Below are 21,020 nucleotides of genomic sequence, written 5' to 3' on the forward strand. Positions count from 1 at the left end.
CGACGCTCGTCCCCAATATGCTGGCCCAACGCGAAGACCAGGAGACCGCATGCTGCACTTCCGACTTGCCCCGTCCACGTCGCGGTCCACGCTACGTGAGTGGCACGAGCAGATGGGTGTCGATGGCGGCGCAGACACGACGCTGACGCTCGAGGACATTCTCCATCCGCTCACGCCCGGGCAGTACAGCATGTGGATGCAGCTTGTTCTCACCTGGGGCCAGAACATGACCGGACGCGTCCTCGAGCTGACCGCAGCGACCCTCGAACGCCTACGGAGCGGGAGCGCCCTCTCCGACGTCGAGATTTTTGCGCTCTACCTCGCCGAGCGTGTCACCGTGGACGGAGACGACGTCACCGACGAGGCGAAGAAGCGTGCTCGGGAACAACTCTCGGCCCGCAAGGCCTTCAGCGCGCACGACGGAGACGGGGCTGAGACATCCAGCATCCTCCTAGTGGCACAGTCGCTCAGCAACCGCACCAGCCCGGATCTTCACTCCGATTGGAATGGCGAGCCAGGTGTGGAAGAGACCGCACGGACGCTCTATCACGACCTGTGGCCGACAGAGAGTGCGCCCGTTCGTGATCCGCTCAGTGAGCTCAGCGAGGAAGCGACGCCGGCCGGCAACGTCACCCGCACCAAGCATCCGGTGACCGGCCAGGCACCCTTCCACAACCTCAGCCAGCGAGTTCCCCAACTTCGCGGCATCGCACTTGCGCTGGCGACGAAGGTTCGGCAACAGAGGAAGCCCGTCCAGGACGAGGTCGGCGAGATCCTGTTCGAGCTCGTGCAGAACACGCAGTGGCACGCCGCACACCTCGCCGGAGGCCGCACCGGCGCGAACTGCCGCTCATTCACGTTCCGCGAGTACAGCTATGCCCCGGATGAGATCACCGCGGCCACCGCTTCAGACCCCAGCTTCGTCGGCTACGTGCGTGATGTCGCCCGGCTCGCCCAGAGGGAGACCGGACGCGAAGTCACCCGCGTCGTATTGGGTGCCGCCACCATCATCGACAGTGGGGTCGGCCTCGCCCGCTCCCTTGCAGACAGCCTGAATGAAGGTCATCTACTGTCCGAGAAGACCGAGATCAGCTACCTCACCGCCGCCCTCGCGAAGAACCTGAAGCGCCGTCGTGTCGACCTCGGTGACATCGGGTTGGCACGCGTACAGCAGAGTCTGACGAACCTCAACGGCTTCATGTCTATCCGAACCGGGACAGTGGAGATGCTTCGAAACTTCGTCGACCGCCCCTTCGAACCGGTGGACGCTGGATCTACAACGACGCCGTCCCTCATCGTCGAATGGATCCCCGAAGCTGGCGATTTCGTTGTCGGCCCGAGGCTGGGAACAGCTGTCACCATCGTCTACCCCGTCGACTTCGAGGTGGCACCGTGACAGAGAAGCGCACCCGGATCGACGAGAACCGCTACCTCTTCACCACCGAAGTCGACCGCGACGGATTCCCCGCGTTCGTCGCCGTGCACTGGACGGGCCTGAACTTCACCGCCGCAGAGGCCTTCTTGATCCCGCTCCGCGAGTACCTTCGCCCGCGGCATGAGGTGTCCGAAGTCTGGTTCGTGTTCCCGGAGGATCTGCTCCCCCTCTTTACGACGTTGAGCACGTCGGAACGGTTCGGGGAAGAAGGCGACACGTCTGCGCCCCGCGAGTACCGCTTCTTCAGCGTCGACGTCCAAGGCGTCTTCCGCGAGCAGCTGCGCGAAGAGGCCCATCTCCACGCTGTCACCGACGACATCGTCAACGACGTCGTCCAAGATGGCCTGCGACAGCTCTTCCGGGACTCAGAAGCGCTGGCAACCGCGGCGGCAGGTTTCCATTTCACTCATCCGAGCGGCAGCCACTCCGAGCACTTCATCCGCACCTCCCAGGCCGTGTCCCGCGTCCACCACGCGTACTTCGTCGCCATGTCCCTGCTGCATGTGCTGGAGATCCCAGAAGATGACGCCACCGTGTGGGTCGACACCGCCGCGATCTCTGTCGTGGGATACGCGTACGCGGACCTTCTTCGACGCGGCGGAAACCCCGGTCATCACCGCATCGAGACGTTCGGCGGGTACAGCGGCCTGGACCCAAACCTGAGTCCCCAGACCGGGGACATCGTCCTCGTCTCCGGTTCCACATCGGGATCGCTCGCACGCCAGATCGTCGATGAGAAGAAACTTCCCGACAGTCAGGTGGTCACTCTCTTCTACATCTCGGAGGAACCGTGGCCAGAGAAATCGGGCCTCATGCTGTGCGACCTCAGCGACCACGACCCGAAGGCGCATCCATCCGTCCGCGGGTCGCGCATCACGCCGTACAAGACTTTCAAGAGCGGGAAGTGCGAGGCGTGCGATATCGGCAGCGGAGAGATCCAGCTGGATGGGGACTCCTTCTTCCCGGCAACGAGCGCGCTCGACCTGCGGATGCCCTCCTTCACGGACCGGCCACTTCGCGAGCCGAAGGGTCCGAGGCGAAGGATCCCTGATGAGCTCACGCAGTTTGATGGCTCCAACTACTTCGACGATCTTCTCGGCCTGGACGCCATCACGTTCGACCGGGGCTCTTCGGCCGGAGCGTCGCCACATGGCGTCTCCACGCGCCTCGGGCACCTCTTCACGGATCCCGACTCGGCAGTCTCCCGGCAGATCACGGCCGCTGCTGAGAGTGCCGCAGACGGCACGATAGTCGCTATTGTCTCGCTCCTCGACGACGACTCCACCGCACTCGGACAGATGCTCGCCGACAAGCTCATCGGCAACGAAGCGGTGAGCAATCTCGAGGAGACCGGCGACGACCCGGTGATCTGGCGAGAATGGCGAAAGGCGGGGACATCGAGCCTCGACGACCTCGATGGTGGAACGATTCTCGTGTGTGCCGCCGTTCTCGGATCCGGTCGTCAGTTCACGTCCGTGAGCCGCGATCTGCGCAAAGTCACAGGCAACTTCCATCTCCGATACTTCGTCGCGGCCGCGCACCCCGAATCCTCGACGACGTGGGACATGCTGGAGGGCACTCTCAAGCGAGTGAGTGATTCGGAGACGAGCAAGCTCAACCACGTCTGGAAGGTTCCTCGTGAACCGCGATTCCCCGGGTCGAAGACTCCGTGGGGCCGTGAAGATGCCACTCTCCGAACGGTCGGTGCGTGGCTGGCTGACAACGACGCCGACGCCGACCTCATCGCCACGCTCGAAGGTCGACTCGAGATTCTGGGCGCGGTGAACAGCTCCACTTTGTTCGTCGGCGCGAAGAAGAGCGGCGTAATCGCCGAGGTGAACGCCAAGTTCGCCCTCTGGCCGTTCGACTGGAAAACGCACGGGAGCGCAGCGACCCCGACGCATGCCGAGATCTACGCAACCGTCGCACACCTTCTCTACGAATCGCGACGGCGCAGTCCCCGCATCGAGAGTAGGACCATCACCGCCCGCCGGCACGGCTATGCGCTTCACCCCGCGGTGTTCGACCGTTTCAACGACCCCATCATTCAAGCGGCGGTGATCCGTGCCGCGGAGCCCGGGGAGTTGAACTACACCTCCGATGAGGATGCCAGCCGAGCGGTCGCTGACCTGCTGTGGTTCGTACTGTCCAACCTCGGTGGCGAGGCCGGGGACGCGGCATTCGAGTTCTTGCTCGCGCTCTCCGAAGGAATCCACGCGAAAGACTCGGGCCTGAAGATCAAGCACCGTTCGCTCGCGAGCCTGTTCTCCCAGCTCAAAGAGGCGTACGGGGACATGTTCGAGGACCTGCATGAGTCAGCACCTCACGTGCGGGCCCTGCTTCTCTATGTGAACGGCCACATCGCGAGCTGACTCCAGTCACAAGGCACGTGTGATGCACCGAGGCACTGCCGCACCATGTCTGCCGGGAGCTACATACCCCAATGCGTGGCGACCCACTCGTCCCGGTAAGCAATCGGGCGACGGTCGATGAGCACATCCAGCGGCGACCCGTCGGACGCCATCACCGTGTTGTCGAGCATCTCGTGAATCGCCACTTGTAGGTCATCATCGAACGTCCCCTCCATCGCCATCCGGGCGACCTCCCGTCCGATGCCCGCAAGGATGTCCGCGAGTTGAATGCGAGCGTCCTCACGTGAGTCCTCGAGAGAGATTCCGCGAAGGTTTGGCTTCGGAAGAAGGTAGCCGCCGACGGCGAGCGGCATGCGGGATGCCTCCACAATGTAGTCGCGCACGACCGGGGTCAGGCCACTGTAGGTATCGGCGAGGAATGTGAAGGGCGCGTCGCCGATGCGCATCGCCCAGTTTCTTGCGACACCACTCATCGTCGGCATCAGCGGGTCCAGCTCTCGGAACTCCACCTCGCTTCTCCCCTGGTACTCGTGCGCGAACATTCGTGAATCCCACACCAGCGTGAGTGCTTCTCGTACGTCGTCATCCGTGCTGTGTCGCAGCGCGTCCTCAAGGGCGGAGAAGAACGCGCCCACCGTGGGAGGTTCTGCGCCTTGCCGTCGGTGGGAGCGGACGAGTGAGTTATAGCTACTGAGGAGGGCGTCCCAGCGGGAGATGCCGACGGACGCAGGGGCCCGGCGATCCAGCACCTCGGCCAAAGCTCTGCCGAAGCCGGACCTGCCGATATCGGTGCCCCATTGCTCGGCGTGAGGGCCGACGAGCGTCTCAACAAGCTTGCTGGTGAGGAAGTACGCCTTGTCGACCAGGGTGATGTTCGCAGCGCCAGAGAGCCGGTCGAGCGCTTGGAAAAGGACTCTGCGGTTCCTCGGAAGGAGTGCAGTCTTCGATTTCATCTCAGATGCCTGGGTACGCGTCTCAGCGCGCATCCAGTCTCGCAGGTCCTCCGCTTCTCCTGCTGGTAGGTTCACGCTCGCATGCACGAAGACAGGATGCTGGCTGGCGACCAACGTCTCGCCCTCTGACCCGGACTCGTCGCAGCCGATGACCAGCACGTTACTCGCGTCGGCCAGGGTCACTGTCCTCTCCACTGCCGCAGCACCGAGCCGAGCTCCGCGCTGAGGTCAAGGACGAGCGCGTCCATGCTCGCGAAACTCTCGGTGGTCTGATGCTCGATGATCCCGAACATCGGCCCGTCCGTGAACACGATCTCGCGGTCGCCTGGGATCTCGTAGTGAACACTGCGGTTTCGCACTTCGCGCATGCCGGACGCGGATAGCCGCCGCGCGTCGGCGGATTCAACGACAGCGCGCACCCTGTCCCGTCCGGGAGACGAAGCTCCGGGCTTCGCATCGAGAACCTTGCCCAGCGATGACATCGCGTGCCACAAGCTGATGAGCCGCGCACGGAAAGCGGCGGACACGTGCGTCCCCGTCATCTGAGGGATGAGAGCGTTCGCCGTGTTGACCTCCGACTCCACAAGGAGAAGAAGGAGCTTCTGGTCGAGGTTGAGGTCCTTGTCGTACGCCCTCCCGAGGTAGCGCTTCACGAACTTGTCGTTGTCGTCAACTGCATCGACAGGGCTCACATCCACCGTGGTGGCCATGGCATCAGTACGCCCCGACAGGCAGGTGTAGATCTGCAGCGAGGTGACCAGATCCCTACCGAAGTCATTGAAGAACTGCGGATAGCCTTCTGGGGACACCGTGTCGAGGCCGAACCGCATGTGGAGTGGGATTGTTGCTCCGACGACATCACCGTCGAGCGTGTAGAAGCCGAGGTCCGGCTGCATCCAGGTGAAGCCTCGCTTGACTGGAGCAAACAGCAATGCCCTCTGCGACATCCACGCTTGATGGATCTCCGCCTCGAACTCGCTGAGTGGCTTGTCCTTGCGGGTCTGATTGTCGAGCATCTTCGTGGCGTGACGAGCGAGCGCGATAGAAGGGTGTTCGCTATCGGGGAGCTGTTCCACGAACGCGGGAAGTGCGACATCCGGATTCCGTGATGTGAGGAGTCCACGCCCCTCATAGACGATGCGCGCGGCATGCCCCGACAGCAGCAGCGGGACCATCGCCTGCGCCGGCCCGTCATGACGAAGCGCACTGGTGAGAACGTCTCCCATCCAGAGCGCATCCTCGAGGAGCATGCGTCGGCCGACAACAATCCTGAGTTCGTCTTTGGTGGGCACGTGGTGACCCTATCTGACCGCTGTGACATCGTCGCGCACAACAGACAGCCGTCACGCCGTATTTGCCGCTCATGCGAAGTCCTGACCGACATGCGGGGAGGGCGCCCCTCATCGAGCTGGCATGCTCACAGTGGAGCGAGACCTTCACGCTCGAGCAGGAACGGAGTGAGCATGGACCACACAGCGTTCACAGTCAACGGTTACCGGGAGGCGGGGCGGGTCACCGTGACGTCGACAGTCCCTCCCCTCTCGCTGCAAGCGAAGCGGATCAGGGTGAGCGAGTTTCAGGCGGCACTGCGGGAGGCGATCTCGACGGACACCGATTTCCTCTTCACCCACGACGTCGAGGTCACACTCACCTTGTTCGTCGCCGAGAAAGACCGCTACCAAACACAGACCGCCGCAGACCTCGACAACGTCATCAAGCCACTCCTCGACGCAGTGACGGGCCCCTCCGGCATCATGATTGACGACAACCAGGTGCAGTCAATTCGAGCGAGCTGGATGACGCCCGGACCGGTCGGGGTCGGGGTCGGGTTCGAGCTCGAGTTCCAGTCCTTGATGCCCGACGATACCGCGACTCGCGCACACACCGCGTTCGTCGAGTTCAGCTCAGATCGGTGCTACATCCTGCCGGGTCTTCAGCCGGAGTTCTGGCCAAGGCGCGTGGGCAGCTATCGGAACATGCTGACGGCTCGTCAAGACCTGCTCAACATGGGCATCGTCGAAGACGTCGCCGACCAGGTGCTACCAATCAGCCGACCGTTCCCGCGGCAACGACTCTTGATGCACCACTTCCCCGTCTACAACCACACGACGTTTCAAGATCTGCACGCTGAGCGTTCAGAGCCTCACGACGTCATCCCCAGGAGTGCCCCGGGAGAGGACCGCCCTCGCGACCGGGACGAGGGATCCGCCTAGAGGTCGAGCACTAGCACTCCGTGACATGGCCTTGTACAAATGGTTAACGGCCAGAAGGAGGTTCCCATGAAAGCGCTCGAGTACCAACGTCGCATCGTCCTGCCAGACCGGCGCGTCGCGGTGTGCGGCGACGTGCACGGCAATGCGGGCTGGTTGAGGATTCTGGCCAAAGCGTTGACCGCGCTCGCGCCGGACGTGACGACACTTCTGCAACTCGGTGACTGGTGGATGCAGCCCGAGGAGGTGGATGACGCCTTTGCCGCGTCCAACATCAAGCAGATCTACGTCACCCTCGGTAACCATGAGCCGTGGGATGAGGTGTCCCCTCTGCTCGACGCGTACCCCACGGCCGCCGTGCGGGTGTCTGACATCACCTGGCTACTTCCTCGTCCCGGTCGCCTCAGGATCGGCGACCGTGCCGTGCTCTCGCTCGGTGGCGCGTCTTCCGTAGACAAGGCCTGGCGACAGCCAGGGGTGAGTTGGTGGCCCGATGAGGAGATCAGCGAAGAGCACGTCGCCGCGGCCATCGCGAGCGGCCCGGCGGACCTGATGCTCACCCATGAAGGCCCTGCCCGCACACCCGTCCGAGCGGTTCGGGAGACCCTCCGGACGAACCCGATGGGATTCCCCGATGACGCCCTCGCCGCTTCAGCGACGTCCCGAGCGCGCGTCGCTGAGGCGTGGGATGCTGCACGGCCCGAGCTTCTGCTGCACGGCCATATGCACGTGGCTGGTGGCGGTGCCACGGAGGACGGCCGCCGAGTCGGCAGCCTGGGGCGAGAAGGCCAGGAGGGGCATCTGGGGTTTCTTGACATGAGCTCCTTGACCCTGCGAACCCCGAGCCTGAAGGCGATCCGAGCGGCGGCAGGGGTGTGACGGAGTCCGAGAAAGCGGATTCATGGGCGGCGATTGTCGGCCCTTGCTACACCGCAGCCTCGCTCGCTCGCACCCTCGGCTGGACGGAATCTGACGTGGCTGAGGCTGCTGCGTCACTCAGAGTGCTCGAGGTATCGACGAGCGACGGCAAGGTGCTCTACCCCGCGTTTCAGGTGCACGAGGGACATCTGGTCGAGGGCATCAACGAGGTGCTTCACGTACTGAGCACCGGCACGAAAGGGACATGGACCTGGGCGCAGTGGCTGAACACTCGAGTCAACGACGGTACAGGCGAGGAAGCACCCAGCCCCATGGAGCAGCTGCGCGCAGGCCACCTCGAAGACGTCCTCCGCGATGCCAGGCACACGGCGTGGGCGTGGAGCAGCTAGCTCGCCGCATCGCAAGATCCCGTCCCGGCTAGTCGCTGTCCCAGTGCGCCAAGCATGTGCGTCGAATGCACGCCGGGCGTCTCCTGTCAGTCAGTGAGTCGGTTGATGAGCTGCGGGGTGGCGCAGACCGCCTAAGCGCGTCGAGTGTCGCGTACCGCGATAGTTCGCTGTGGAGTTTTCAGACACGGCCCGGCGCGAGGTCTATGCCTCGGGCTTCGGTCGCGGCTGCTCAGCAGTCCTGGGATCTGCTTCGACGGGAATGTGTTGTCCGCGACTCTCTCTCACGTATCACCCTGCGGCACATCTGGGGTGTTCTTGGCCCGATCCCGGAAAAACTTCACATCCGGCCCGGACCAAGGTCCTTGCCAAGGCTGAAATACCCCGTGTGCCCAGTCGCGAGTAGGGGCCGCGTCCAACCTGCCAAGGTGACCAAGCGCGGGGTGTGCCCCTATAGAGAGTTGGGGAGTGAAGTTCCCCCTTTATCTACTTCTTCTTTTTGATCTCTCATAAAACATACTTACTACTTGGCAGCCTTGCCAGCGACCCCCGATCCCAGTAGAGAGTACGGCAGAATCCTGCCAAGGACTCCCTGGCAGAGCTAGGCAAGATTGCCGAAATTGCATCAAACTCACGGTTTGGTATACCAAACCGTGAGTTTGCGGGACGTTGAGCCCCTGGTCGACGTCACCGATCTCATCCACGGTCGGCCCCTTCGGGATGCCGCACAACCGGTCGTGACTGCCATGCCGGGAGGCATCCGAAGCAGCGTCAACGGGACACCGACGTTCTTCATCAATGGCTGGCGTGGACGACAGGCACCGACGGCGTGCCAATAGCGCTGCCTAGGGCCATCAATCGCAGCGAAGAGACCGGACCTGCGGTTAGATCTTTGCGTCGGTGATGATCTCGGCGACACTGATGCCCAACACTCCAGCGAGGCCACTGAGTGTTGCCATTCGGGGATTGGACGGTCCCGACTCATCTTTTCGGCCGGAGGCACGTCCCGATTCGATGAGCTGCAGCTGGTTCTTCGTGATGCCCGCCTGATAGGCGAGGGCCTCCTGCGAAAGGCCACGCGCGTTCCGTAGCTGCCGGAGCGTCGCACCTAAGCGGCTCGCGCTTTCCTCGTCCCACACACTCTCAGCATGCGCACCCGGTCTCAAAAAACACACCCTATGATTCCGGCCTGTTAGACATGTCCAATTACACCATGTCAACCGCGTCAACTCGATAATCATGGTCACCCAGCGCGAGGCGGTTCCGGGACGCGCCGAGAGTAATCCATAAGGACCCCTATACATGGCCTTATTGGAAATGCTACTGTCGCGGCACCCCAGGGAGGAGGTCGCCATGTCGTCGGATTCGCGCGTGCGTCCAGCCCCCATCGACCTCAAACGGTACAGGCCGGACCTGCCCGAAGAAGAATGGGCACACATCAGGAAGTTTGTGGTCCTCGCTGCAGACGATGCCCTTCCGGGACTCAACTACGCAGAGGCGTCCGTCGTCAACGCTATTGCCCACCATGTCGACTGGTGCGTCAACGGTGCCGGATACTCGATGACGCGCGAGACGGTCTTTCGCCGCGACGTCATTGGTACCGCCACCGCGGTCATGGACACGACTCAAAACTCCACCCGAGGCCGGCGACGTTCCCTTCTGCTGCGCGTCGGGGAAGCGCTGGACGTCATCCCCCGCACACCGCAACTCACACCCCTCTCCGCAGCGAAGCCATCGACTCCCTACACGCTCGACGAGGTCGACGGCATCTGGCAGTGGGCCGCGCGGCAACTCGACGGCAAGCAGATCCCCGCACAAGTCATCGCCGTCCTCGGGCTCGGCGCAGGCCTCGCTCCCCGCGACCTCTGCGCGGTCAGACCAGTCGACGTCGTCGGCGATGGGAGAGCGATTGAGGTGGCCGGGCGGACCGTTCCTGTGAACGTCGACTGGCAGGACGACCTTCGAGCAATCGTCAGCCGGGCAGACGACACGACCGCTCCCATTTTTCGGCCCAACATCGTTGGCAGCAAGAACATGGTCACCAACTTCGTCGCGTCCTGCGCGAACGAAGGCATACGCCCGTCTACGCAACGTATGCGCGCGACATGGTTGGTGGATCACATGGCGGCCGGAACTCCTATGCAGGACCTCCTCTGGTGGGCCGGCCTCAAGTCGATGGACGCTCTGGTTCGATATGAGCGTTTTCTTCCTCCACCTTCGCAAGTTGCTCTCGAAGGTACGAGCTGATGATCTTCTTCACCCGTGTGCTCTGATGCGAGCCGTCACCGATGGCGAGCGAAATGGAGGTCAGCGTCGCGCCGCACCCACCGAGAAGAATCTCGAGGTCAATAAGGCTCGCCCACATAGCGCCCGTCAACAGACGGCTCACTTTCGGCCGATCCATCCCGATGGACTCCGCGAACTGCGCCTGGGTGATGCCGTCGGCCTTCAGACGCAAGCGGACGATCCTCGCCGCCTGATCCTGGATGCGTGCCGCGCGCCGCTCCGGGTCCGGATCGTCGGGGCCAGACCACATGAGAGTGTCACTCGAACCGAACCGCTCGTAGTCCGGAACATGGTGATTTGGCGGGTACCGAAAATCCAACACATCGCCTTCCTGTGCGTGAAATCGCTACGAAAAGGACTTCAGGTAGCTCCGTACACAATACAGCGGCCCACCGTGCATGTACTGGTCATGAACACCACTCACCACATCATCGACAACTACACACCCCGCACCCTGGACGCCACCGCCTGGTCCGAGATGGAGGGCTTCGTTCGGGAGACCATTCGCACCCGCTACGCGCACGGTCGGACCGAGCGTGCCATCCAGCACGGCCTGGCGACGCTCTCCGCGTTCGCCGACTGGGTGCTCATGACCGGGGTCGGAGGGATGAACGAATCCATCCTCCGCGCCAACATCATTGACACTTACACATCCCACCGACACTCAGAGGTCGACGGGCCGGTCGCCGAGCGCGAGCGCAAACGCCTGCGGGCTATCGCCGGACTGCGCAGCACCCCCGAGCAGCGGACCATCGCCACCACCTCCACCCCCTCGATGCCATACAACGAGGATGAGCAGGGCGCGATATTGCGCTGGGCAGAATGGCAGCCGACGGACGTCCGACGGCGCAGCGCGCTTGGTATCGTCGCGCTCGGCCTCGGTTGCGGTCTCACCGGCACGGAGATGCTGCAGGTCCGCTGCGCCGACATCGTCACCCTCGACGACGGCCTGCTGGGAGTGCAGCTCCCTGACCGGACCGTCCCGGTTCTCAGCGCGTGGCACGACGAGCTGTCTGCTGCACGCAGCACGGCCGCGGACGCGTACCTCGTCGGCCCGGACTGGACGCTCAGGACAGCCGTCACGCTCGGCGCGGCATTGCAGAACCTGGGCCCGAACTCGCCGAGCGCGCAGAGGCTGCGTGCGACGTGGTTGCTCACTCACGTCAACGCGTCGACGAACATCTACTCGCTGATGTCCGCCGCTGGTCTCAGCGCACCAGACTTCCTGCGCCGCCTCGCCGCCTTCGCCGACCACGTGCCCGCTTCCGCACAGCCTGCCGCGTTCCGCCTCTCGATGGAGGTGAAGTGATGGCTGCTCACCTCGTTCCCCTCAACACCATCAAGTGGGCCGCGAACATCGTCGACACCTCCGGCGTCATGGACAAGGTCTGCCAGTGGGACCTCGATGACCGCAAGTACCGCGGTGGTCGACCGCCTAAGCTCAGCGCTCGCGCGGTTTTCATCGCTTGGCTCGTGGTCGCTCTCGAGCAAGAGCCCCTGTACGCGACGCGCGTTGCCGAAGTGCTCAGCGACCGGCTCACCCCCGAGGCCGCAGCCATCCTGCGCGTCGCGTTCGAGCCGGTGCCGTATGAGGACATGCAGAACCGCGTTGAGCGGGCCACCAACCGTCTGCTCGACGTCCTCGACTACAAGCCCATCGAGTCCATCGAGCCTCTTAAGCCCGCCCTGAGCCGGCAGCGGGCACTGCTGAAGCGCGAGTGGCCTTCCGTCGTGGACTACCGCGAACAACGCGCCGACGAGCTCGAGGACAAACGTATGCGCTTCTTCCACTTCGCGAACGACCTGCTGCACGCGCAGTACGAGTCTCTGCCGGAGTCCGCGAAGACGCGCGAGCTGAGCGTGGCCGTCGACGCCACGTTCCTCGCCGCCCCGAGTAAGGGCATGTCCTCGGAGCGGCGGGAGAAGCGTCGCGACGACCAGACGATTCCGATGGACCCGGACGCCGGATGGTACGTGCGCACCTACGACCAGCGCGACAGCTGGGACGGCACCGAGACTCACGCCAAGAAGGTCGGGTACGGGTACGAGAGCGAGCTCGCCATCCTCGTCTCCAACGACTCGGACTACCGCGAGTCCGTCCCGCACATCATCGTCGGATTCAACTTCCACACCCCGAACACTGAATCCAACTACCGGGCCCGCGAAATCTTCGACGACATTCTCGCCTGGGGACACGGCCTCGGCTACGTCATCGGAGACCAGGCATACCTGCCGAACGCGAACCCCAGCGTCCTGCAGACGCCCCTGCGCGAGGCGGGAGCGATGCTCAGCATGCGGTACCCGGACCCGAAGGCGAAGGCGTCCAAAGGTGAAGGCGTCATCCAGGCGCAGGCGCACGGTGCCTTCATGCTCGAGGGGCGCTGGATGTGCCCGGCCACCCCGATGACCCATCGCGAAATCATGGTGAGGTACAACAAGGCCGTGCAGGAGGACAAGAAGAACAAGACGCTGACGAAGGCGATTCGGGCTGAGCGTGAACTCAGCCACCGCCAGCGGCGCTACGCCGCCCTCCAGGAGCGGGCGAAGTGGGAGCTGTACCAGAAGGACAAGCAGGCGAACGGCAACCTCGTGATGAGCTGCCCGGGCTCCGGAACGAACCGAAGCCTGGAATGCCCGCTGAAGCCGAACGAGCCGGCACCGCGCGAAGGACGCTCCCCCCTTCCCGTGGAGAACCCGCCGAAGGCTCCGGGCCACATCTGCACGAATGGCTCCAGCGTCACCTTCGACGCCGACCTCGGTGCCAAGTACCGTCAGCACCACCGCTATGGCAGCCAGGAGTGGGATGAAGCGCACACGTACGGGCGTCAGACCATCGAATCGTTCAACAACCTTCTCAAGCATGCGGACAACAGCCTGCACGACTCCACCAACCGCCGGATGCGCGGCGAGGCTGCACAGGCATTCCAGGCACTCATCGGAGTCATCGCGATGAACGGCCGCATCATCTTCAAATGGTTGGAGGAGGAGTACGACGAGACCCGCCCGGCCCCGGAACCGAACCGCCGGCAGAAGCGCACCAACCGTCACGTCAGCGCCCCGCGCCGCACTAAAAGCGTCAAGAAGGGGCGCGGCATGCCCGCCGGACGTCGCGCGCGTTACGGCCTGATACCCGTGTGACGCATGCTCCGACGCGAGACCGCGCATGGAGGTGAGGTACCCGAAGCCCGGGTACCTCACCTCTTCAGAAAGCACGCAACCATGACCACGACTGCGATCCAGCCCATCCACCCTGACGACTACGTCAGCGACATCACCGTCGAGATCGGACTTGCTTTGCGCACGCTGCTGCACCAGCACTACCCCGGGCGGATCCGCGCGCGCCTCCGCGACAGCCCGCTGACTACGGTTCCCGGCTACACGATTTTCGTCGGGTCCTCCGAATCACTGAATCCGACGCCCGCGTCATCGACGACCGCGGACGCGGCAGCCCGAATGCTGCCCATCCTCACCCGCGATCTGCGGCAGCAGCTGGAGGACGTGGGAGTCGCAGAGACAGCGGACGGCTGGACCTTCGCCTTCACCTGGGACGGTCACGGGCTGTTCAACGACGGCCAGTTCGTCTGCGACGGCTTCCGCTTCGACGCCTACGTCGAAGTTGTCCCTCGGGTCATGCGCGCCCTGTGATGAGCTCGCCGGAGGGGTCGCGGGTGAGCATGAGACCAATCTCCCCCAACTCGTCGACATCCGCGGCCACCCGTTCGCCGTCGTCACCCTGCACGCGGTAGCGAGGAGCCTCGCTCGCCCAGTCTTCGATGACACGTGCGTGTAGGCCCCAGATCTTCCGCACCCACTCCTCGATCTGCTCGGCGCACGTCGTCAGAGTATGAACATCGTCGACCCCGCGCACGATGACGAAGACGATCCCTCCGGCCTTCCAAGGCTCGAACCTGACGCGACATTCACCAAATGATTGCGTCGTCGGCATGTCGACCATGGTGGGAATGAAGCCGTCGGGTGCCTGCTCCGTGTGAACGGTGCGAGAGAAATCGAGGAGAGTCACCTGTCCACAGTATCGAGCGCGCGCGTCCGGTCCCGCGACGAGGATTTCCTCGTGTTGCTCGACTTTCTCAAAAGTCGACCGCCCCAGACTCAGTGATGCGCGACCGCACGTCCTCAGTGACGATGACAATGGGGCTTCCCTGTGATGCGACATTGGACAGCACCTCACGCTCCGGGTGTCCGTATGGGCTGTTCTCGCCCGCTGCTGCCACGCACGTGGGCTTCTGCCCGGGGAACATCTTGATGAGGGCAGGGTGGTAGCTGGACGACGCCCCGTGATGCGGGAGTGCAAGCACACCGACGCGGTGCAGTTCGCTCTCGAACTCTTTCGCGACTTCCTTGCAGCGCCGCACACCCATCTTCTGGTCCCCGGTACCGAACCATCCTGGTCGGATGTCCCATGCGCCAATCTCCCGCCCTTCCACCTCACCCGTTCGCGTGCGGTAGACAAGGCCCGACACGGGACGTTCGTCGGCCGGTCCGCTATAGACGAGCAGGGAGGAAAGGTTGACGTCGGCGAAAGACTCGGCGAACGCCTGTGTGATTTGGGTGTGGAAGGTCTCGACGAAGCTTCGGAACTGCGCCGGGTCAGCAAGAGCGGCTTCGACCTTCGATTCGTCGAGCCCGCTCTGCTTCGCCAGCTTCTCCAGAAGCTTTTTCTCGCGGCCGTATGCGAACTTCGTCGTGTATCCGCGCCACTCCCACAACTTCACCGTCGCCCCCGACGCGTCTGTTCCTTGCAGGACGGACCTCTTCCCGATCCGCAGGCTGACCTGCGTAGGCGCGGTGAGTTTTTCCCCGCCACCGACACCAACGTCTACATGATCAAAGTCGGGGTCATCGTCATCGTCCCCGTCGGCCCCGTCTTCTCCTTCTGGGAACACGCGAATGATCTCGATGTCGGGCGCGACTTCTTGTAGCGCTCCCTCCGGGTCCGCGGCGAAGAACATGGTCCACCCGGTGACGTCTGACGCGGGGGTCGTCACGGCGGCTGCGACGAGGCGCTCGGCTGGCGACAAAACAGGGATCACAACGGCTCGGACCTTCGCGTCCTTGAGAAGCTTCGGCAGGCCGCTGACGTGGTCGTAGTGATAGTGGGATACGAAGACCAAGTCGACGACGCGGTCGCTGTACCGGTCAATGAACTCGTCCAGCTCCCTATCGAGAGAGTTCGACGATAGCGACCCGCAGTCGTACACGTACAGCGCGCGAGCGTCCAGGCAGGACACCTCGCCGGAGTGGAAGAACCCCTGTCCGACGGCCCATTGAGTCCTCGTGAAATCGATTCGTGTTGTCATCTCTGCCTCCTGCCCTAGCGGCGCGCGCTGCGGCCAGAACCCGTCTCGCCGGCCTCTCGATAGGCCAAGATCTGTCGGATCTCCTCGATCCCGTTCATGACGTTGAGTTCGTCTCTTGTCGGTTCTCCCCATTTCTTGATAGAGAACACGAAGGCACCGATGCCAACGGCAACGCCGAGGATGGGGACCCAAGCTGGGTCGAGCGAGTTCAAAGCCCATAGCCCGCCGATGACGACGACCGCGCCGATCACCATGCCAACGGCCATGTTGCGATATCTCTTGCGGCGTCTCGCTGAGCGCTTCATGCGCAGTCGAGCATGCTCGTTTTCGAGCACGTCCGATGAGAGATGGCGATAGTCCACGTATGTGGGGCCCTCGTTGACGTGGATTCCTCCGTGCACGTCCCCGCCGGTGTTGATGTCTCGCATGTGATTCCCTCCCGCATAGGAGCTCCGAAGATCGGAGAACTATGCCTTACCTGTTCAACCGCGACGCTGTAACTTTCCGCTCGTCCGCGGCGCAGCACGCCGTGTTCGCGGAGAAAGCGCGCACTGAGTCCATGTTGGCCGACGACCTCGGGATCAGCCGCCACAAGCTGCGGCTGCTTCGATGGGCCGGCTGCGCACCCGCAGCGGTCCGCGTCGACAACGTTGTGTACTACGCCTTCGAAGACATCGACGCGTGGCTACGTCGGTTCCACTAGCTCGCGCCGTAAGTGCCTCGCACAGCGGCAGGTCGATGAAGCCCGTCATCGGCCTGCCGCGTGGGGACGTTACTTCAGTTCGTCTTTCATCCAGTCGCTGACCTTCTCAGAAATGCCAAATGCTGCCCAGTCGTCGCTGGTGACGTCGACGACGACCACAGCGTCGTTCGAATCGATGTGCTCCATGATTCCGTCCCGAAGCTGAGCGGCCGTCAGAGTGGTGCTGACGAAGAAGCTGCTGTCTAGCGGCTTGGCCCACGTCCCAGACGACTTCAGGTAGTCGATGAGCTTCGTGTAATCCTGGCCCTGCTTCCTCAGGTCGTAATTCACCCAGTGCACCGCCATGGCGTCTCCCGTTGTTGTCGAAATCTCTCGTCTCGCCGCTCACGCTAGCGCCCGCAGGAGGACTCAGAAGTCTGCACTTTTGTCCCAGCGCGCGATTCCTGACGCACTTTTTCGAGCAACCACGGCGGACCTGCGAGCTCAGTTCAAAAAGTTGCCCATCCGGTTGACGTCGGTGCGGAACTCCGCCGCCTAAAGAAGCGAGAGCGAGTGCGAGTTCTGTCGCTCTTCCCCATCTTCCTTCCACGACAATTCGACGCGAACATGATTCGCTGAGCCGGCGTAGGCGAGGATGGGCAGTGCGAACGTGCCGCCATTCGGGGCCAGAGTGAACGGCGTGGCAGCGTTGTAGAAGGAAGGGGCTTCAAGGCCTTCATCTTCAGAAACGAGAGTTACTTGCACGTCCTCCGCTGTCGACGTACCCGCGTTCACGATCTCAACTCGCTCGCGTCGAGTGCGCATACGTCCTTTCGAATCCGCCTCGCGCTCGTACTTGTAGTGTCCCGCAACTTCGGCGCCCCCCGCTCGTTGAAGCATGGGGCTGCCAAGTCCCAGCCCAGCGATGTCATGCTCGATAGCTGCTCGAACCTTCTTCTCGAGGTCGCCGGCCGTGTCGAACGTCCCGTAGAGCCCGATCTCCTGAAGCGACTGCTTAAATGCATCGAGCGCGGCAAGCTGCTCTCGGTCATGGTCTCTGTCAATAGGCATCGCACTGAAGTACACGTGCACCGGCTTGCCGGCATCACGCGCGCGTTCGAGCTCCTCCGCGGTTCCGGACGCGGCGCGCGGTGTCGCTGAACCGAGCGTCTGGCTGAAGACCCCGATAATGATGTCGGCGTCATCGACAAGCTGATGATTGATCACCGACTGGCCGTCTTCACCCGTGAGCTGTGGCACGGCGCCGCTCTCCCACCGGCGCGGCAGCAAGATCGTCGTGGCGGCAGCCGCACGATCCGTATTCCATTCATGCAGCGACTGCTCGACGCTGTCTCGCAGCGTCCTCACATCTGACGGCGATGCGATGAGCACCTTAAGCACGTGAGCATCGAACAAGAGAGCCTCCCGTAGTGTGTGCGTCAACGGTACTTCACGTTATGCCAGCGAGGCGCAACGTCTACGCATGACGGAAGCGGTCGGAATTCACTGAACGTCGCGTGTGCGAGCCGAGCAGACGTGCGCTGTGCGACCTATTCGCGACTTGGTAGTGCAGGCTCTCGAACCGCGGCCGCTTCGACATCGTGAAGCGGGTTGGCGAAAGGCTGATTCACGACCTTCCACATCAACCACCATGCGTAGACGCTCGCGTGCATCCCGGATCCCGAGTCGTTCACGAGTCCATGCGCGAACTCGTTGCGGAGGTTCGGTCCGAGCGGGCCGCAGAATAGGGCTCGAATCTCGAACGCGAGGTCGTCCCCGAACACCGATCCCGCCTCCGCCCGCTCCATCAACGATGACAGCCCTACCTCGTGCTGCACGCCACCCTCATACGAACGAGTGAGGACACCAGCGTTCGCGAGATGAACACGAACCATGTTCTCGACCTGCGGGGCCAGCAACTGCGCCGCCGTGAAGAAGTCTCCGTCGTAGCCATACGCGAGCGCCCGAGCCACGGAGTACTCCCGACCCGCCGGCACGATGGAGCTGACTCTCGCCAGCTCTCGGAAGTCGTCGACACGAAGGGCATGGTCAGCTCTCATCGACTGCCAAATCGGGATGATGTGTCCCGCGACCGTGCGTCCAACCCGCTCGTCATAAGCCTCGGCCATCTGCGCCCACACGTCGTCGGGAACCCCATAAATCTCGCCGGCGTCGCTACGGGCAATCGTGCGCGCGTCAGCCGAGATGTACACCGTGGAAAAGAACAGTGCCTTGCTGCTCGCCTCCCCCGCTCTCCGCATCTGGGCATAGTCCGCAAGGTCTCGCTGATACAGAAGCACGTGCACAGCTTCTTCGAGCTCACGCCCACGCGTCGCCGTCCATGCACGCTTTGCGGCAGCGCTGACGTCGACCTTCTCGTCACGCACGGTGGCGAGGAAACGATGCCTTTCAGAGTTGGCGGCATCGATCTTCGCCTTGATCCGCTTATCCGCCTCTGCGAGTCCGCGGGACGCACGTTCTGACTGCGGGATGGTGCGGAGGACCTTCAGCGCGTTCTCAAGCGCGTCGGCCGCGTGCATGGGCCGAGACGAGCGCACGGCGTCAGCTTCCGCTATGAGGCTGCCAACGATCCAGACAGTGTCATCGAAAGCCGCCGACGTCTCCCCAATCGTGTAGTGCCAGTTTGCCGCCGCTTCCCGAAGCTGTCTCCCGTCCCACGGCGCCTCCCCCTCGGCAAGATCGCGTAGATGAGACGCGATGGCAGCCGCCTGGCCCCGGGCACGACTGTGCGTGAACAGTACGTCGGAGATCAAGATCACCTCCGCGTAGATGGCGGACGCTAGAAGCCGAGCGACCAAGTGCGATTCGAGACGTGCGCCCTCCTTTCCGACGTCCCCTTTAAAACGAAGCGCCACTTCGATAGCCCGCTCACACAGCTCGATGTCCTCGCGTTCAAGCTCGACGGATGCACACTCATCCGCGACGGCAGCGACCATCCTGCGGAATGCGTCGGCGCGCTCCCGTCCCGAACCACGGATCGCGATGATGTCGAGGAGCCGGATGCGCTCACGACGATCCAGGCGACTCAGGTCGATGCCTCGAAGCACCTCGACGTCGTCGTCCGTGAGGTCGACGGGAGACTTCAACGGCACGTTCCTCGCGGTTGTGTAAGGATCCCCCCAATCGTTGGGACGGAGGTCCCAGATCGCGACAGCATCTCTCAGCATCAGCTCGTTCACGCCCTCATCTTGTCAGCTACCTGGAGCCACCGAAGGCGCTGACTGGAATCTGAGGGAAAACGAAGAAAGCCACCGGAATTCCGGTGGCTTTCTTACTGTGACCTGTCCTTCTGAGATACGAGAACAAAATCCTCGAGATCCGGGAATGGCCCCCTGGTGGCGAGTGAGGGATTCGAACCCCCGAATGCAATGCAGTCTGATTTACAGTCAGATCCCTTTGGCCGCTTGGGTAACTCGCCAGAGCGCACCCGTCCGACTTCGACAGCCAACCGGGGGCACGATAGATAATCATACCTGCGAACGGCAGGCGCGAGAAATCGAGACGTCAGCTGCCGAAGACGCCTCTGTCGGCGTCCGTCAGAGACTCCGGCGTGCGCAGCAGACCGCCCTCCGCTCGGCAGGTCGCCGCGGCCACATCCATCGCCCGATCGAGCAGCTCCTGCCATCCCTCCGCATCCGTCGGTGTGCCTTCAGCGAGCCCCGCCGCCACAGCTGCGAGCGTCGCGTCTCCGGCACCGACCGTGTCGACCACGCGCCCGGGGAGCGCCGAGATGGGGGCTGTGACGATACCGGCATCCGACTCGAGGGCTGCGCCGTCAGCACCCGCTGTCGCGAGGACCGCGCCGACCCCGAGCCCGCGCAGTCGAGCGCGGAGAGCGTCGAGGTCACCGTCGTACAGCAGGGTCGCGTCATCCGCGCCCACCTTGACGATCGCCGCTCCTGCGGCCGCACGCTCGAAGCCCCGCACGAACTCCTCACGGTCGCTGAGCATGCCCGAGCGTGGGTTGGGATCGATGGCGAGACGAGCGTCGCCCGCGGCGGCGATGAGAGCGTCGACCTCGGCCGGAACATCGAACGGGAAGCAGCTGACAGCCACCAGACCCGCATCAGCCATAGCCCGCGCGGCCTCGGCGGAGTAGCGGATGCTGCGCTGCTGCGCCGCCTCATTGAAGACGTACACGGGCTCGCCGTCGGCTCCTCGCTGCACGATCGCCCGCGAGGAGCCGAGCGGAGCCTCGCTCGCGATCAGACGGACGTCATGGTCCACGAGGTATTCGCGGATGTGCGCGCCCGCCTCGTCGTCGCCGACCATCGCGATCAGCGTGGTCGGTACGCCGAGTCGTCGAAGCCCGACGGCCACGTTCAACGCGGCGCCGCCGACGAGCTCGCGCACACCGGCATCGTCACGGATCTCATCGATCAACGCGTCTCCGACGACGACGGCACCGGACGCACGGGAGGATTCAACGCTCATTCCGCCGACACTACCGCTCGCACGACATGTTCGGCGCCGCGGTC

The 21,020-nt window shown here is 63.4% G+C and carries 20 protein-coding genes and 1 tRNA gene; 10 read left to right on the plus strand and 11 right to left on the minus strand.

Translation table 11 applies throughout. The annotated features are described in order from the left end of the window. Positions 1–49: 49 nt before the first annotated feature. Together ACTJKH_RS07365 and ACTJKH_RS07370 are read left to right on the plus strand one after the other, a co-directional pair. Positions 50–1,396, plus strand: a complete 1,347-nt coding sequence (locus tag ACTJKH_RS07365; protein WP_440736368.1) for a hypothetical protein — start codon at positions 50–52, stop codon at positions 1,394–1,396. Further along, the gene (locus ACTJKH_RS07370) at positions 1,393–3,807 is read left to right on the plus strand and encodes a hypothetical protein (RefSeq protein ID WP_440736369.1); all 2,415 of its coding nucleotides are present in this window, start codon (positions 1,393–1,395) and stop codon (positions 3,805–3,807) included. Before ACTJKH_RS07365 ends, ACTJKH_RS07370 begins: the two co-directional genes overlap by 4 nt. A gap of 59 nt (positions 3,808–3,866) precedes the next feature. Here ACTJKH_RS07370 and ACTJKH_RS07375 read toward each other — a convergent pair whose 3' ends face one another. After that, positions 3,867–4,943, minus strand: a complete 1,077-nt coding sequence (locus ACTJKH_RS07375) for a hypothetical protein (protein WP_440736370.1) — start codon at positions 4,941–4,943, stop codon at positions 3,867–3,869. Next, positions 4,940–6,052 carry a hypothetical protein gene (locus ACTJKH_RS07380; protein ID WP_440736371.1) on the minus strand — a complete coding sequence of 371 codons (1,113 nt, stop codon included), beginning with the start codon at positions 6,050–6,052 and terminating at the stop codon, positions 4,940–4,942. The genes ACTJKH_RS07375 and ACTJKH_RS07380 overlap by 4 nt, the downstream gene beginning before the upstream one ends. 273 nt (positions 6,053–6,325) lie before the next feature. Here ACTJKH_RS07380 and ACTJKH_RS07385 point away from each other — a divergent pair, with 273 nt between their 5' ends. The 3 genes from ACTJKH_RS07385 (at position 6,326) to ACTJKH_RS07395 (ending at position 8,238) form a co-directional block, all read left to right on the plus strand. Then, positions 6,326–6,973 (plus strand): RusA family crossover junction endodeoxyribonuclease, encoded by a 648-nt coding sequence (locus ACTJKH_RS07385; RefSeq protein WP_440736372.1) that lies wholly within the window; start codon positions 6,326–6,328, stop codon positions 6,971–6,973. Between the two features lie 66 nt (positions 6,974–7,039). Next, positions 7,040–7,849: a metallophosphoesterase family protein gene (locus ACTJKH_RS07390; RefSeq protein WP_440736373.1), complete on the plus strand. Its 810-nt coding sequence runs from the start codon at positions 7,040–7,042 to the stop codon at positions 7,847–7,849. A 95-nt stretch (positions 7,850–7,944) separates the two neighbouring features. Beyond that, positions 7,945–8,238 carry a hypothetical protein gene (locus ACTJKH_RS07395; RefSeq protein ID WP_440736374.1) on the plus strand — a complete coding sequence of 98 codons (294 nt, stop codon included), beginning with the start codon at positions 7,945–7,947 and terminating at the stop codon, positions 8,236–8,238. Between the two features lie 881 nt (positions 8,239–9,119). On the opposite strand, the gene ACTJKH_RS07400 is transcribed toward ACTJKH_RS07395, so the two are convergent. Beyond that, positions 9,120–9,674: a helix-turn-helix domain-containing protein gene (locus ACTJKH_RS07400; protein ID WP_440736375.1), complete on the minus strand. Its 555-nt coding sequence runs from the start codon at positions 9,672–9,674 to the stop codon at positions 9,120–9,122. On the opposite strand from ACTJKH_RS07400, the gene ACTJKH_RS07405 reads away from it, so the two are divergent. The 4 genes from ACTJKH_RS07405 to ACTJKH_RS07420 all read left to right on the plus strand — a co-directional run bounded on the left by ACTJKH_RS07405 (position 9,589) and on the right by ACTJKH_RS07420 (position 14,166). After that, positions 9,589–10,482, plus strand: coding sequence for a hypothetical protein (locus ACTJKH_RS07405; RefSeq protein WP_440736442.1), 894 nt, complete (start codon positions 9,589–9,591; stop codon positions 10,480–10,482). The two genes, ACTJKH_RS07400 and ACTJKH_RS07405, sit on opposite strands and share 86 nt — an antisense overlap. 25 nt (positions 10,483–10,507) lie before the next feature. Continuing rightward, positions 10,508–11,830 (plus strand): hypothetical protein, encoded by a 1,323-nt coding sequence (locus tag ACTJKH_RS07410; RefSeq protein WP_440736376.1) that lies wholly within the window; start codon positions 10,508–10,510, stop codon positions 11,828–11,830. Next, on the plus strand, positions 11,830–13,659 hold the full coding sequence (locus ACTJKH_RS07415) for a hypothetical protein (RefSeq protein WP_440736377.1): 1,830 nt from the start codon (positions 11,830–11,832) through the stop codon (positions 13,657–13,659). Before ACTJKH_RS07410 ends, ACTJKH_RS07415 begins: the two co-directional genes overlap by 1 nt. A gap of 81 nt (positions 13,660–13,740) precedes the next feature. Next, positions 13,741–14,166: a hypothetical protein gene (locus tag ACTJKH_RS07420; RefSeq protein ID WP_440736378.1), complete on the plus strand. Its 426-nt coding sequence runs from the start codon at positions 13,741–13,743 to the stop codon at positions 14,164–14,166. On the opposite strand, the gene ACTJKH_RS07425 is transcribed toward ACTJKH_RS07420, so the two are convergent. The 3 genes from ACTJKH_RS07425 to ACTJKH_RS07435 all read right to left on the minus strand — a co-directional run bounded on the left by ACTJKH_RS07425 (position 14,150) and on the right by ACTJKH_RS07435 (position 16,267). Then, positions 14,150–14,476, minus strand: a complete 327-nt coding sequence (locus ACTJKH_RS07425; RefSeq protein WP_440736379.1) for a hypothetical protein — start codon at positions 14,474–14,476, stop codon at positions 14,150–14,152. The genes ACTJKH_RS07420 and ACTJKH_RS07425 overlap by 17 nt on opposite strands. Before the next feature lie 133 nt (positions 14,477–14,609). Next, positions 14,610–15,839 carry an MBL fold metallo-hydrolase gene (locus ACTJKH_RS07430; RefSeq protein WP_440736380.1) on the minus strand — a complete coding sequence of 410 codons (1,230 nt, stop codon included), beginning with the start codon at positions 15,837–15,839 and terminating at the stop codon, positions 14,610–14,612. A 14-nt stretch (positions 15,840–15,853) separates the two neighbouring features. After that, the gene (locus ACTJKH_RS07435) at positions 15,854–16,267 is read right to left on the minus strand and encodes a hypothetical protein (protein ID WP_440736381.1); all 414 of its coding nucleotides are present in this window, start codon (positions 16,265–16,267) and stop codon (positions 15,854–15,856) included. 41 nt (positions 16,268–16,308) lie between these two features. Here ACTJKH_RS07435 and ACTJKH_RS07440 point away from each other — a divergent pair, with 41 nt between their 5' ends. Next, complete coding sequence (locus ACTJKH_RS07440) at positions 16,309–16,542, plus strand: hypothetical protein (RefSeq protein ID WP_440736382.1); 234 nt, start codon at positions 16,309–16,311, stop codon at positions 16,540–16,542. 69 nt (positions 16,543–16,611) lie between these two features. Here ACTJKH_RS07440 and ACTJKH_RS07445 read toward each other — a convergent pair whose 3' ends face one another. From ACTJKH_RS07445 to ACTJKH_RS07465, 5 genes are all read right to left on the minus strand, one after another. Then, a complete protein-coding gene (locus ACTJKH_RS07445; RefSeq protein ID WP_440736383.1) occupies positions 16,612–16,887 on the minus strand; it encodes a hypothetical protein in 276 nt (91 codons plus the stop codon). A gap of 189 nt (positions 16,888–17,076) precedes the next feature. Continuing rightward, on the minus strand, positions 17,077–17,922 hold the full coding sequence (locus tag ACTJKH_RS07450; protein ID WP_440736384.1) for a hypothetical protein: 846 nt from the start codon (positions 17,920–17,922) through the stop codon (positions 17,077–17,079). Between the two features lie 149 nt (positions 17,923–18,071). Further along, positions 18,072–19,721: a DUF4209 domain-containing protein gene (locus ACTJKH_RS07455; protein WP_440736385.1), complete on the minus strand. Its 1,650-nt coding sequence runs from the start codon at positions 19,719–19,721 to the stop codon at positions 18,072–18,074. Positions 19,722–19,875: 154 nt separating this feature from the next. Beyond that, a tRNA-Tyr gene (locus tag ACTJKH_RS07460) sits at positions 19,876–19,960 on the minus strand. 86 nt (positions 19,961–20,046) lie between these two features. After that, complete coding sequence (locus tag ACTJKH_RS07465) at positions 20,047–20,976, minus strand: PfkB family carbohydrate kinase (RefSeq protein ID WP_440736386.1); 930 nt, start codon at positions 20,974–20,976, stop codon at positions 20,047–20,049. Positions 20,977–21,020: the final 44 nt, after the last annotated feature.

The organism is Microbacterium sp. 22215, from assembly GCF_052045655.1.
GTDB lineage: Bacteria > Actinomycetota > Actinomycetes > Actinomycetales > Microbacteriaceae > Microbacterium > Microbacterium phyllosphaerae.